We start from the raw sequence: 13,307 nt of genomic DNA on the forward strand, positions 1-13,307 counted from the left end.
GAGCATTACAACCATGTCCGGCCGCATAGCTCACTGAATTACATGCCGCCAGTTGAATACGCTAAACAGGCAGCATAAAGTAGCCAAATCTCATCATGGGACTGGTACTAATTCAGGGGAAAGGTCAATTGTTACTCACAAATACAAGCGCTTCCATTTGAATCGTCTTGTAAAACATATGTAGTGTGAAGCAAATTCATGCGGTAAAACTCTGAATAACATTTTACGATTTATTATTGATCTATGTTCTCTCAGTCAATCTTTCATAAACAGCATGTTTATTGTTTCATTTTAACATTATTGGACATGCTGATTATTATCAGAGCTCATATAGCCTGTATTTATGGGTATGTAATGGACAGCATTATGCAGTGAGCAAGGATTAAACAACCGTTTTACTTTGGGAAGTTTTGAGTAAAAGTTGAGGGTCAGTTATGACCCTCAATAAAGGATGGTGGGCCGTGTAGGACTTGAACCTACGACCAATCGATTATGAGTCGAGTGCTACTAACCATCTGAGCTAACGGCCTTGTTTAAACTTTTTGGTAATATTACCTTACTTTTTGGTAATACTACTATATCTTAACTCTTTGTTTTTAAGTACCTATACAATAAATTGGTAGGTTTAAACTGCCTAAAGGCGCTCTAACCAACTGAGCTATAGGCCCGATTTTGTAATCAGCTGTCGGAATCTAAAAAGCTTCTCAGTTGATCCGAACGTGATGGGTGACGTAATTTACGTAAAGCTTTCGCTTCGATTTGACGAATACGCTCACGGGTAACGTCAAACTGTTTACCGACTTCTTCCAATGTGTGGTCGGTATTCATGTCAATACCAAACCGCATACGCAGTACTTTGGCTTCTCGCTCGGTCAGGCCGTTCAGAACGCCCTGAGTGGCTTCTCTGAGGCCTTCGATGATAGCGGAGTCTGCTGGTGACATAACGTTGATATCTTCAACGAAATCACCCAGATGTGAATCTTCATCGTCACCGATGGGTGTTTCCATAGAAATTGGTTCTTTGGAAATCTTCAGTACTTTTCGTACTTTGTCTTCCGGCATTTCTACGCGTTCTGCCAATTCATCCGGGGTTGGTTCACGGCCCATTTCTTGAAGCATTTGACGGGCAACCCGGTTGAGTTTGTTAATAGTCTCAATCATGTGTACCGGAATACGGATAGTACGCGCCTGGTCAGCTATAGAACGCGTGATAGCCTGACGAATCCACCATGTTGCATAGGTTGAGAACTTGTAACCACGTTGATATTCGAATTTATCAACCGCTTTCATCAAACCAATATTGCCTTCCTGAATCAAATCCAGGAATTGCAGACCACGGTTCGTGTATTTTTTGGCAATCGAGATAACCAAACGTAGATTAGCTTCAACCATTTCTTTTTTGGCACGACGCGCTTTGGCTTCAGCAATCGACATTTGACGGCTGATTTCTTTGATATCTGCAATGGTCAATCCGCGGTCATCAGCAATTTCTGCCAATTTGGATTGTGCCGCCAGAATGTCATCCAGATTCTTCTTGATGGTAGATGAATAGTGCTTTTTAGCCCTAACGAATTTATCGGACCATTCAAGGTTGCTTTCATTTCCCAGGAAGGCATCGATAAAGTCGCGGCGATTCATACCCGCCTGCTCGACAACGATATCCATGATAATTTTTTCTTGTTTACGAACTTCTGTGATGGTTGCTGTCATCAATTCGTTTAAAAACACCAATGTTTTTGGTGTCAATTTGAATTCCATAAACAGGTTACTCGCCTGCTCACGGGCTTCAACCATGGCATCACCTTGTGTTGCCAGGACTTTTTTGTAAGCTTCACGTAATGCGGTAAAACGAGTGCGGGCCTCTTCCGGATCAATTTCACCAGAATCCTCTTCATCATCACTCACGCCACCAACATCATCGTCGTCATCATCGTCGCTATCGCTATCATCACTATCGACGCTGCTGGTCAGATCATCATCTTCATCTTCACTAGCAAGCAGTTCTTCTGGCGCGATAAAGCCCCGAATAAGTTCATTAAGCCTCATTTCACCAGCTTCCACCGCATCGTAGAACTCTAGGAAAGATGAAATGACAGGAGGATAAGTAGACAGCATCAACAGGCTTTCGCGCAGGCCAGCTTCAATGCGTTTAGCGATAACGATCTCGCCTTCACGGGTCAATAACTCAACAGATCCCATTTCACGCATGTACATGCGAACAGGATCGGTGGTACGACCAAACTCACCATCTGAACTTGCTAGAACGGCTGCGGCTTCTTCATCAGAGACTTCGTCGTTTGATGAAACAGCCTCGGCAAGGCGTTCCATCTCATCGGTATCCATGCCATCTTCATGGACCATGATACCCAAGTCACTGAACATACTGACAATATCTTCGACCTGATCCGCATCGACCAAATCTTCTGGAAGGTGGTCATTGATCTCACCGTAAGTGAGATAACCGCGCTCCTTGCCCAGGGCGATAAGTTCTTTAACGCGTGATTGCTGATCTTTCATTCGGCCTCTTTATGCATGGTGACGCTGTTTTTGGCGGTAACACTATATTATAGTGAAAGCACTTCGTTATTGCATCATTTTTGATTACAGAACACTCACTTAAAGGATTTCACTTCCATTTTTTCAGCCTCTGTTAATTGGCTGAGAGGTTTGCTCATCAAATAAGTTAAACGTTCATCTCTTGCTTGCTTGTTTAGACGAGTCACAATCCCTATGAGTTCATGCTCCAGTTGTTCTGGCGACAAATTCAATGGTTGCATCGCGAGCTTTTCCATATAAGGAGCTTGTTGGGTGTCTCGCCAACGCTCCAACAGCTGTGCGGTTTTAAGATGGGGATGCTCACGCATGGTTTCAAGTAGCTGAATTAAAATCGCTAAGCCCGGCATATCCAGCAGACTTAATTTATCTGTATCCGGAACGGCTTCATGCAGTTGCGGATGTTGCAACAGAATCATCACGGCCATGCGCACCGGGGTCATATTGGCCATGGCATTTTGTTTAACGCTTTTAGCTCGTGGTGGCGCTGCTGGCTTTTCCAGATGTTTATTTAACGTGGCAATATTGGTCTTGGCATGGTCTGCCAGCTGCTGCTCCAGCATATCCCGGTATAAACCAGCTGGAATATGCCGTAGATAGGGTTTGGCAATTTCAACCAGCCTGGCACGGCCATCCATTGATTGACTATCCACTCGCGAAAGCAATGTAGCAAAGAAAAATTCGGAATAACTTTGTGCTTGAGCTATACGTTGATGAAAGGCGTCAGCCCCCTGCTCTCTTACCATGGTGTCTGGATCCTGACCTTCCGGCAGAAACATAAATTTCAATTCAAAGTTGCCGCCAAGGATCGGTAAAGCGTTTTCTGCTGCTCGCCAAGCCGCCTCTTTACCTGCACGATCGCCATCAAAACAAAAAACAATTTCCGGCGCGCTACGCGTTAATAGCCGCAAATGTTCGGATGTTGTAGCCGTTCCCAATGTTGCCACGGCATTGTTAATGCCAAACTGCGCCAGGGCGATCACATCCATATACCCTTCAACTATCAGGATCTTTTCCAATCGACGATTGGCTTTACGGGCTTGATACAGGCCATACAGCTCCTGGCCTTTATGAAAGATGGGGGTTTCGGGTGAGTTCAGATATTTTGGTGTGCCATCAGCATCTATAACTCGTCCACCAAAGGCGATAACGCGGCCACGACGGTCACGAATTGGAAACATCAGCCGATCACGAAAACGATCGTAAGTACGCCCCTTGTCATTTTTGATCAGCATTCCGGCTTCGAACAATTGATCCTGGGTTTGCTGATTATTGCCAAAAGTGCGTAAAACGTTGTCCCAGCCGTCCGGTGCCATACCTATATCAAAAGCGGCTACGGTTTCGGGACTCAGACCACGTTGTTGAATATAGTCCTGAAAGGGTTGGCGCTGTGGATGGTTTTGTAGTTGATGCACGTAATAACGACTGACCTTATCCATCAGATCGTAAAGATTTTGTCTGGCAGGAGTCAGGGAAGCTTGTTGTGTTACCGGTACCTGCATACCAACGGTATCAGCTAGCTCCTGAATAGCTTCAGGAAAGCTGAGCTGATCGTATTCCATCAAGAAGCCGATCGCCGTTCCATGCGCACCACAGCCAAAACAATGATAAAACTGTTTATCAGGGCTGACAGTAAATGAAGGGGTTTTCTCGTTGTGAAAAGGACAACAGGCGTGAAGATTTTTACCTGCTTTTTTCAGCGGTACACGCGCATCGATAATATCAACGATATCGACTCGTGAGAGCAATTCGTCAATAAATTGTGGAGGGATTTGTCCGGCCATAAATCAATTATGGCCGAAGTCTGTCATGAATGTTAACCACGTCTGAAAAAAGACCTGGCATGCTGGCTTAGGAACTGAGCGCGGCCTTAACTTGGCTGCTTACTGCGCCCATATCAGCACGTCCCTGAACTTTTGGACGCAACACATTCATCACCGCACCCATGTCTTTCTGGCTACTAGCACCTGTCTCTTGAATTGCATCAGCAATCGCTGCCTGCAATTCTGCTTCGCTCAAGGCTGTTGGCAAGAATTCTTCAATAATCGCCAATTCAGCTTTTTCGATAACGGCTAAGTCATCTCGGCCAGCTTGCTCAAACTGCGACAAGGCATCTTTACGCTGCTTAGTCATTTTGGTCAGCACAACGATGATGTCATCGTCTGACATATCCTGGCGATTATCGACTTCAACTTGCTTGATGGCAGCGGTGATTTGGCGCAATGTACCGAGACGATCTCTGTCTTTGGCGCGCATTGCGTCTTTTACGCTATCTTGAATTCGAGTTTTAAGCGGACTGGCTTCTTGAGGCATTAGAATGAGATTCTAATCAGCAATTAGTACATGCGAACGCGGCTAGCGTTTTCACGAGACAGTTTCTTTTGGTGACGTTTAACAGCGGCAGCTGCAGCACGTTTACGAACCGTAGTTGGTTTTTCGTAAGCTTCGCGGGCACGAGCTTCAGCAACCGTACCGGCTTTTTCACAAGCACGTTTGAAACGACGTAAAGCTACGTCAAATGGTTCGTTTTCTTTAACCTTAACAGATGGCATTCAATACATTCCTAAACAGACAATGACGGAAAAGCCCTTAATTGTACGAGATCTATTTAGGAAAGAAAATACTAAATGCTAATTAGTTGGATGAGACCAGCCCCAGCAAGGCATAATAATCGGCATTAATTTAATGCAGTCAGAATAAATTTATGCGTGTTTTAGGAATTGAATCATCTTGCGATGAAACCGGTATTGCACTCTATGATACTGAAAAAGGGCTGTTAGCTCACGCGCTTTTCAGTCAGATAGAGATGCATGCTGAATATGGTGGCGTGGTGCCAGAACTAGCTTCCCGCGATCATATTCAGAAGGCATTACCCTTAATGCAACAGGTTTTGGATGAGGCCGGACTGCAACGCAATGATATCGATGCGGTTGCCTATACGGCGGGCCCGGGTCTGGTAGGCGCTTTACTAGTTGGCGCCGCAATCGGTCGCAGTTTAGCCTGGGCATTAAACATTCCAGCCTTGCCCATCAATCATATGGAAGGGCATCTTTTATCGCCATTACTGGAAGCCAATCCGCCAGCATTTCCATTTGTTTCTTTATTGATTTCGGGCGGCCATACCTTACTGGTTGATGTTAAGGGCGTTGGTGAATACCAATTAATGGGCGAATCAATCGATGATGCGGTAGGTGAAGCATTCGATAAAACGGCCAAAATGTTAGGGCTGGGTTACCCAGGCGGCCCAGCATTGGCAGCTTTAGCAGAACATGGCCAAGAGGGTGCTTATGTCTTTCCTAGACCAATGACTAATCGTCCGGGTTTGGATTTCAGTTTCAGTGGTCTGAAAACATTTGCTTTAAACACCTGGCATAACAGCGATCAAAGTGAACAGGCGAAAGCCGATATTGCGCTGGCTTTTCAAACAGCCGCGGTGGAAACCTTGGTGATTAAATGCCGCCGGGCATTAAAACAAAGTGGCCATAAACGTCTGGTGGTAGCTGGTGGTGTCAGTGCTAACAAGTCTTTGCGAGCAGCTTTAGATGCAATACCTAAAGTTCAGGTTTATTACCCGCAGTTACAGTTCTGCAGTGATAATGGGGCGATGATCGCTTTTGCTGGAGCTATGCGTGATCAAGCTATGGTTATGGAAACCGAAGCCACTTTTAATGTGCGTTCGCGTTGGCCTTTGGACGAATTAACGGCCCCTGTCTCAGCCTGATTTTTTCTCTTCACCTGCCATTAAGCGCTGGATATTTCCGCGATGTCGCCACAGCAGCAGTATGGCAATGACCAAAATAATCCAGCGGGCAAATGCTGTATCAATCAACCAGATCGCATAAACCGGAGTCAGGGCAGCGGCCGTAATGGCTGATAATGACGAAATCCGGCTAATCACAAACACCATAATCCAAGTCAATAAGGCTGCGCCAGCCAATGCAGGTGAAAGGGCAAGAAATGCACCCAATGCCGTTGCGACACCTTTGCCGCCTTTAAACTGGAAAAAAATGGGGTATAAATGCCCAAGAAATGCGAAGAAAGCGATTAAGGTCAGGATATTGATATCAAAACCTAACATCCGTCCAATTAACACTGGAATGACGCCTTTTAAAACATCTATCAGTAATACTAATGCTGCGAGTTTTTTACTACCCATACGCAGAACATTGGTCGCCCCAGGATTGCCTGAACCTTGAGTCCGGGGATCCGGTAATCCAGCAATTTTGCATAGTATTACAGCGCTCGACAGTGAGCCAATTAGATAGGCGCCGAGTAGTGCAAGCAGCGCGATGGCAGTTAATTCAGGCATGTTATGATGCGACCTTTTAAAATGTAGCGGTATTATTCAGTACCATTACTACTTTTGCCAACATTGAAGCGACATCATGGATAAAATTTTTCTTAATGATCTCAAAGTAGACACCATTATTGGTATTTATGATTGGGAGCGTGAAACCCTGCAAACCCTGCGTTTTGATTTGGAAATGGACTGGGATATCCGTCATGCAGCTAAATCAGATGATATTTCAAATACGTTGGATTATGGCGCTGTAGCCAATGTCTTGGTGGAATTTGTTGCCAACAGCCGTTATCTGTTAATAGAAAGATTGGCAGAAGAGGTAGCACAATTGTTGTTGAAAACCTTTGCTATTCCAAAGCTCAAATTGACCTTGACCAAACCGGTCAAATTGCATGGTCAGAATTACGCACAAATTGTTATTGAGCGCTCTAACGGATGATGCAACGGCAAGGCTATCTGCTTGGACTGGGCTCTAATATTAGTCCGCAGGATAATATGGCTGCCATGGTGACTGCCTTAGTAAGAGAATTTGGTGAACTTAATATCAGCCGCGTACTGAAAATCCCGCCAGTCGGAATGAATAGCTATCGCGATTTTTTAAATACGATAATTTTTGTTGAAACCGACTTGCCCCAAAGTGAACTTAAGGTGTTTTGCAATCAAATAGAAACCCAGTTAGGTCGGGATCGTGACGACCCATTAAGCAAAACTAAAGATCGACCTGCCGATATCGATATTCTCTGCTCACTTAAATTGCCTGACGAAGCTGAAATTACCGTGAGCAGTGTGACTGACGAATATTTTCTTTATCCGATCATTCGTGAGCTATTAGGTTATTTGACTGAAACTGCCGAAGTAACACCACCTGAAGGCGTTTTAATCAAGACATCGCACCTAAGCTTTGGAGAGACGGCGACCACCATCTACTGGAATGGTAGCGCCAGTAATAAAGGGGTTTTCTAGCAAACTTTTGATGGCAAGATAAACTGGCTCAGCACCACCTTCTCGGGCCAATGGGGTTTCAGCCAACATTTTCTGCCGAACCTCTTGACTATGTGATTCGGTAAATAATACCGGCCCCGGCGCCACTGAATTCACTTTGATATTTGGCGCAAGTTTTTTGGCAGAAACCACAGTTAGGTTATGTAACCCCGCTTTAGTTGTGCCGTAGATATCAAACCTCGGGGTGGGGTTTTCTACGTTGATATCAGTGATGTGAATAATATCCGCCGGATCATCTCCCGGGCCTTTTAAAGTCGCAGATAACGCCTGATTGATAAGAAACGGCGCTAACATGTGCACGGTAAAAAAGTGCTGATATTGTTCAGCAGCTTGGTTTAGATCTTCTGACGTCGGAGTAAAAGCTGACGCATTGTGCACAATGCCTCGATACGATTGACTTAACTGCTGCAATTGCTCAATAAACACCATAATGCTACTGGTGTCCTGCAGGTCAGCCTGGATAGTCTGTATGCCTAAATGCCTTAGTTTTTGGACATCATCGGTTTCAGTACGGTAATGTGCCAATACCTCATAACCATCCTGTTTTAGCCTGGAGGCAATATGAAATCCAACCCGCCGTCCGGCTCCTGTTACTAAAATGGGATTATCCACTGAAATTTCCGACTAAATGAAACACACCGCCACGTTACCTGTACCTGACCCTATAGCGCAACAGCATAGCGCTCAGCTGTTGCAACTGATTTATCAGACCATCGAAGATCGCAATGGCTGGCTGAGCTTTGCAGAATTTATGCAATTGGCTTTATACCAAACTGGATTGGGTTATTACAGTAATGGCTTGAGCAAAATTGGCAAAGCAGGGGATTTTATAACAGCACCAGAAATCACTCCGTTGTTTTCCAAGGCGCTGGGCAATCATATTGCTGATGTGCTTAAACAAATCCCTGAAGCTGATTGCCTGGAATTTGGCGCAGGGAGCGGTCAGATGGCCTTCGATCTATTGTTATATTTGGCTGAAATTGATTGTTTACCAAAGCAGTATTACATTATTGAAGCGAGTGCCTACTTACGTGAAATACAGCGTCATAAATTGAAAGAACAATCAGGTGACATATCAAGCTTAGTCATCTGGCTGGATCAATTACCTGTAGAATTTAATGGTGTAATTATCGCTAATGAAGTCTGCGACGCAATGCCGGTGCATCGGGTACAGTTTGAAAATGAGCAGCTTTTAGAAGTAGGGGTGAGTGTTCATAACGGAGAACTTGCATGGCAGACTCAGCCTATAACCAATCCCGAATTAAAAGCTCGTTGTGAAGAAATTCAGCCGCAGCTGGAGCTGTTTCCATATCAGACCGAAATCGCCTTACAGTCGCCAGCATGGTTGAGCACCATTGCTAATCTGCTGAACCATGGCGCTATCTATCTGATTGACTATGGTTATGAAGCCAAAGATTATTTTCATCCTTTGCGTCATCAAGGCATGTTGCGTTGTCATTATCGTCATCAGGCTCATGATGATCCGCTGGTTTTAGTCGGTTTACAGGATATTACTGCTCATGTGGATTTCACCGCGCTGGCTGAAACAGCCCTTGCTGAAGGGCTGCAGGTAGAAGGTTATCAAAGACAAAGCGATTTTCTGCTGGCTGGTGAGATTCTTAATCTTAGTCAGAATAATGCAAATCAAGCCTTTCAGCAGTTGCAGCAAGCTGCAGCATTGAAACGTTTATTGTTGCCAGAACAAATGGGGGAATTGTTTAAAGTGCTTAGCCTGTCAAAAAAGGTTGAGATGCCACGCTCAAAATCCGCTGACCTTCGTTATCGTCTGTAATTGCTCAATAAAAAAGGCGCCGAAGCGCCTAATTTATATAACCCGAATAGGGATTATTGTTTTTCTTCAAGCTGCTGTTTGAGCTGCTCAAGCTGCTCTGACATTTCAAACAGGACTTCTTTGATGTTTGCCACATCGTCAGTCAAATTATCTGTTTGACGTTTAGTTCTGGCAATTTCTTCACGCATTTCAGGTGTTAATGCACCGGTATCCTGACCTTTACGTTCGGCAGCAGTTGCCAATACTGTCGGAATATCAATAATTAACCAGTCTGAACGCTCTGAGCCATCAACTTCATAATAAGACTGCCCATTATCAAGCACTACCTGCGTAGCAGGTCTGGAATCGCTTCTGCGGCTGCCCGGCAACAATGGATTCACCCGACGATCAATATCCTGACCGGTAATTTGGTCTTTATCGCGGTATTCCTGATGTACCAAACCAAAGATAATATTCAGACGACCATTACTATCAATGAACACACGACCACTGTTGGTTTTACGCTCTGCCGCAATTGCGCCGGCATGAACACCTAAAGTGACAAAAGTAATATCTTCATTCGGTTGAGCGCGACTTAAGCCTTGGGCCAGTGTTGAACTCAAGATCTGCAATTCACCTGGCGAGAACAAAGGAACCTGTTGTGTTCTCAATAATACCCGCTGATTGACATACAACGAAGACAGCACTTCTCGCATTTCATCAGAATTTATTGGTAATGGATGCTGGTTGGTACCAGGTTGATCCCGCTCGACCAATCGCACGTATTGCAGATTTGACTCCCACAGTTTCGGACCACTTTGTGACATGACGACTTCATTATCATTGGATGATTTTTTACTGAATGGGTTGCCACAGGCAGACAAGCCGACAGTCATTGCCATACTGAGTGCAATGATGCTGCTGTATTTCACAATGCCTTGCATATAAATTTCCTCAATTAATTCGTATCACGTTTATCCGACTACCGGAGACTCTGCTTTTTGTTCACGACATAATAATGCCTGAACTGATTTGCGCGGATCGTACCCTTCAAACAAGATTTTGCATACCTGCTCGACAATTGGCATCTCAATACCTGCCTGCTGAGCGCGTAATAAAACCTCTCTTGCAGCATGCATCCCTTCAACCGTTTTCCCAACCTTTACAACGGCCTCATCAACGGTAAGCCCTGAGCCAATAGCCAAACCCAATTGACGATTACGACTTTGATTATCAGTGCAGGTCAAAATCAAATCACCCATCCCAGACAAGCCAAACATAGTTTCCGGTTCAGCTCCTAACACACTGGCCAAACGCATGATTTCTGCCATACCGCGGGTGAGTAAAGCGGCTCGCGCATTCGCCCCATAACCCAACCCATCACAAATACCAGCGGCGATAGCCAATACATTTTTCACCGTACCGCCGATCTGTACCCCCAACAGGTCATTGGTGGTATAGGCCCTTAAAGCCGGACCATGAAGTGCATTTGCCAAAGCCTTGGCAAACTCACTGTCCCGCGAAGCCACTGTTAATGCCGTTGGTAACCCTGCAGCTACTTCTGCGGCAAAAGAGGGTCCAGAAACGACTGCCAGCGAATGTCCGACGCCCAGAATTTCAATCGCCGTATCATGCAGAAATTGCCCGGTTTGCGGCGTTAAACCTTTTGTTGCCCAGCTAAGTGGGATGTTTTTTGGCAGAAAAGGTTTAATTTTGTTTAAGGTTTCACTAAACGCCGCACTGGGTACCGAAACCATTACATGCTGGCAATGGGTCAATGCCTTTGCCAAATCCATTTCAATTTTTAAGGACTCTGGCAGAGTAATTTCTGGCAAATAACGACTGTTCATTCGCTCTGTCGCTATTCGCGAAAGCTGTTCCTTATCCCGTCCCCATAACCAGACTTCATGACCATTTCTCGCCATAGCTATAGCCAGTGCCGTTCCCCAGGCACCGGCACCAATGACTAAGGTGGGCATTAAAGTTGAAGCGTTCATTACTGTTTGTTCAAAAATTAATGCGTGGCTTGTGCTGCTTCCATTTGCTGACGAGCTTGATCAATTTGATGTCTGTATACCGCATCGAAATTAACTGGCGCCAACACTAACTGCGGGAAACCGCCTTTAATGACCACGTCTGAAATCACTTCACGAGCAAACGGGAAAATCGTATTCGGGCAGTAGCTGCCAATTAAAGGACCCATTTCTTCTTTGTTGTAACCGGTCAAGGTGAAAATACCAGCCTGTTTCACTTCTGCCAGAAACGCCACTTGATCATTAACTTTAGCGGTAACGGTAACAATCAGAATAATTTCATGGGTGTCTTCATCAAGACGGTTGTATTCATTACCTAACTGCAGATCCAGTTTTGGCTTCCATTCTTCACGGAAAATTGCTGGAGAATTCGGTGTTTCAAAAGAAATATCTTTGGTATAGATTTTCTGAATGATGAACTTAGGTTGTTGTTCTTCTGTTGCTGCTGCATTTTCTTCAGCCATGATTTTCCCTCTCGTTAAAGTTTAATTATTTGTTAATAAAGCATCGAGCTGGCCTGACCGGTCGATATCGACCAAATCGGTATAACCACCTACCGCTTTACCATTAATGAATATTTGTGGAACCGTACGGCGCTGACTTTTTTGCATCATTTCTTCACGTTTTTCAGGATGCTGATCCACCCGGATCTCATCGTAAACAACACCTTTACGATCCAACAGTTGCTTAGCCATAACGCAATACGGGCAATGGCCAGAAGAATAAATGATGACTTTGTTCATATCAGCACGTTCCAGGTCTTAACTGAACAGCGGCAATTTGGCATCTCGCCAAGCGTGTAAGCCGCCAGACAGTACATGAATATTGGTATAGCCACGAGTCTTAAACTGCTTGGCTGCAGATTTGGCGCGTTGACCACTGTCACACACCAGCACTAAAGGTTGTTCTTTCTTTTTCAATGGCTTCAGATTCGCATCAATATCCGCCAGTGGCACATTTACCGAATCGACAATATGTGAACTCTCAAACGCCGCTTTATCACGAACATCCACAAAACAGCCTTTTTGCTGATTTACCAGATTGACCGCCGTCGTTACGTCGATGGTATTAAAACCACTGAGTTTGCGTGTTAATGAATCGGAAAAAACCAACCACAACAATACGACAAACAAGCTGGACAGTATCCAGTGGTTAATAATAAATTCGCCCAGATTTTCCATTAAACAACCCTAAAATTATGAATAATTGATGTATCTTATTTTGCGCAGAACAGTTCACACATCATACTGATCAGCCTTAACAGACGATCATCTTTAACACGATAAAAGATCCTATTCGCATCTCGTCTGGCAGCTAAAATGTTTTTTTCTTTTAATTTGGCAAGGTGCTGAGAGACATTACTTTGCGTGGTGCCTACATGATCTACGATATCCTGCACAGACAATTCTTTATCCCCCAAAGTACAAAGAATTTTCAAGCGCAAAGGATTCGACATTGCTTTCAGCGCAAAGGCAGCGCGCTCAATATCTTCATCAAGAGCCTGCGCCTTCATGTTTCCAGCCTGTGAGATGATGTTCGTCAATGCGATGGCAACTGTAATTGATTACAAAAGCCCATATAATACACAGCATTGTTGTTGATTTGCAGTGCTCACTGTTTTTGGCAAGCAAAGATGACGTCGCAACCT

The 13,307-nt window shown here is 44.7% G+C and carries 17 protein-coding genes and 1 tRNA gene; 5 read left to right on the plus strand and 13 right to left on the minus strand.

The window, feature by feature from the left end; translation table 11 throughout:
* Positions 1–78: integrase core domain-containing protein (locus E8Q33_RS16700; RefSeq protein ID WP_136553694.1), on the plus strand; the 78-nt coding region annotated here is incomplete at its 5' end.
* Positions 79–452: 374 nt separating this feature from the next.
* On the opposite strand, the gene E8Q33_RS06555 is transcribed toward E8Q33_RS16700, so the two are convergent.
* The 5 genes from E8Q33_RS06555 to rpsU all read right to left on the minus strand — a co-directional run bounded on the left by E8Q33_RS06555 (position 453) and on the right by rpsU (position 5,105).
* Positions 453–530, minus strand: a tRNA-Ile gene (locus tag E8Q33_RS06555).
* A gap of 148 nt (positions 531–678) precedes the next feature.
* Positions 679–2,517: an RNA polymerase sigma factor RpoD gene (gene rpoD / locus E8Q33_RS06560; RefSeq protein ID WP_136553725.1), complete on the minus strand. Its 1,839-nt coding sequence runs from the start codon at positions 2,515–2,517 to the stop codon at positions 679–681.
* Positions 2,518–2,612: 95 nt separating this feature from the next.
* Positions 2,613–4,337, minus strand: coding sequence for a DNA primase (gene dnaG, locus E8Q33_RS06565; RefSeq protein ID WP_136553727.1), 1,725 nt, complete (start codon positions 4,335–4,337; stop codon positions 2,613–2,615).
* A 67-nt stretch (positions 4,338–4,404) separates the two neighbouring features.
* Positions 4,405–4,866, minus strand: coding sequence for a GatB/YqeY domain-containing protein (locus tag E8Q33_RS06570; RefSeq protein ID WP_069294918.1), 462 nt, complete (start codon positions 4,864–4,866; stop codon positions 4,405–4,407).
* 23 nt (positions 4,867–4,889) lie between these two features.
* On the minus strand, positions 4,890–5,105 hold the full coding sequence (gene rpsU, locus E8Q33_RS06575) for a 30S ribosomal protein S21 (protein ID WP_014705573.1): 216 nt from the start codon (positions 5,103–5,105) through the stop codon (positions 4,890–4,892).
* A gap of 152 nt (positions 5,106–5,257) precedes the next feature.
* On the opposite strand from rpsU, the gene tsaD reads away from it, so the two are divergent.
* On the plus strand, positions 5,258–6,274 hold the full coding sequence (gene tsaD / locus E8Q33_RS06580) for a tRNA (adenosine(37)-N6)-threonylcarbamoyltransferase complex transferase subunit TsaD (RefSeq protein WP_136553729.1): 1,017 nt from the start codon (positions 5,258–5,260) through the stop codon (positions 6,272–6,274).
* Here tsaD and plsY read toward each other — a convergent pair.
* Positions 6,266–6,862 carry a glycerol-3-phosphate 1-O-acyltransferase PlsY gene (plsY, locus tag E8Q33_RS06585; RefSeq protein ID WP_136553731.1) on the minus strand — a complete coding sequence of 199 codons (597 nt, stop codon included), beginning with the start codon at positions 6,860–6,862 and terminating at the stop codon, positions 6,266–6,268. The two genes, tsaD and plsY, sit on opposite strands and share 9 nt — an antisense overlap.
* Before the next feature lie 76 nt (positions 6,863–6,938).
* Here plsY and folB point away from each other — a divergent pair, with 76 nt between their 5' ends.
* Positions 6,939–7,292, plus strand: coding sequence for a dihydroneopterin aldolase (gene folB / locus E8Q33_RS06590; protein ID WP_136553733.1), 354 nt, complete (start codon positions 6,939–6,941; stop codon positions 7,290–7,292).
* Positions 7,289–7,816: a 2-amino-4-hydroxy-6-hydroxymethyldihydropteridine diphosphokinase gene (locus E8Q33_RS06595; RefSeq protein ID WP_084002802.1), complete on the plus strand. Its 528-nt coding sequence runs from the start codon at positions 7,289–7,291 to the stop codon at positions 7,814–7,816. Before folB ends, E8Q33_RS06595 begins: the two co-directional genes overlap by 4 nt.
* On the opposite strand, the gene E8Q33_RS06600 is transcribed toward E8Q33_RS06595, so the two are convergent.
* The gene (locus tag E8Q33_RS06600) at positions 7,748–8,467 is read right to left on the minus strand and encodes an SDR family oxidoreductase (protein ID WP_136553735.1); all 720 of its coding nucleotides are present in this window, start codon (positions 8,465–8,467) and stop codon (positions 7,748–7,750) included. The two genes, E8Q33_RS06595 and E8Q33_RS06600, sit on opposite strands and share 69 nt — an antisense overlap.
* Positions 8,468–8,483: 16 nt before the next feature.
* Between E8Q33_RS06600 and E8Q33_RS06605 the strand changes: the two genes are divergently transcribed.
* Complete coding sequence (locus E8Q33_RS06605) at positions 8,484–9,647, plus strand: class I SAM-dependent methyltransferase (RefSeq protein WP_136553737.1); 1,164 nt, start codon at positions 8,484–8,486, stop codon at positions 9,645–9,647.
* Between the two features lie 53 nt (positions 9,648–9,700).
* Here E8Q33_RS06605 and E8Q33_RS06610 read toward each other — a convergent pair whose 3' ends face one another.
* Genes E8Q33_RS06610 through E8Q33_RS06635 form a run of 6 tightly spaced genes read right to left on the minus strand, consistent with a single transcriptional unit; the run spans position 9,701 to position 13,172 of the window.
* Entirely contained in the window at positions 9,701–10,570 is an 870-nt protein-coding gene (locus E8Q33_RS06610) for a hypothetical protein (RefSeq protein ID WP_069294911.1), read from the minus strand.
* Between the two features lie 30 nt (positions 10,571–10,600).
* Positions 10,601–11,623: an NAD(P)H-dependent glycerol-3-phosphate dehydrogenase gene (locus E8Q33_RS06615; RefSeq protein ID WP_136553739.1), complete on the minus strand. Its 1,023-nt coding sequence runs from the start codon at positions 11,621–11,623 to the stop codon at positions 10,601–10,603.
* Positions 11,624–11,640: 17 nt separating this feature from the next.
* A complete protein-coding gene (secB, locus tag E8Q33_RS06620; RefSeq protein WP_136553741.1) occupies positions 11,641–12,123 on the minus strand; it encodes a protein-export chaperone SecB in 483 nt (160 codons plus the stop codon).
* 21 nt (positions 12,124–12,144) lie between these two features.
* A complete protein-coding gene (gene grxC, locus E8Q33_RS06625; RefSeq protein WP_069294908.1) occupies positions 12,145–12,402 on the minus strand; it encodes a glutaredoxin 3 in 258 nt (85 codons plus the stop codon).
* A gap of 18 nt (positions 12,403–12,420) precedes the next feature.
* Positions 12,421–12,840, minus strand: a complete 420-nt coding sequence (locus E8Q33_RS06630; RefSeq protein ID WP_069294907.1) for a rhodanese-like domain-containing protein — start codon at positions 12,838–12,840, stop codon at positions 12,421–12,423.
* Between the two features lie 35 nt (positions 12,841–12,875).
* Positions 12,876–13,172 carry a helix-turn-helix transcriptional regulator gene (locus E8Q33_RS06635; protein WP_069294906.1) on the minus strand — a complete coding sequence of 99 codons (297 nt, stop codon included), beginning with the start codon at positions 13,170–13,172 and terminating at the stop codon, positions 12,876–12,878.
* Positions 13,173–13,307 lie beyond the last annotated feature (135 nt).

The sequence above is a fragment of the Methylophaga sp. SB9B genome (genome assembly GCF_004832235.1).
Taxonomy (GTDB): domain Bacteria; phylum Pseudomonadota; class Gammaproteobacteria; order Nitrosococcales; family Methylophagaceae; genus Methylophaga; species Methylophaga muralis.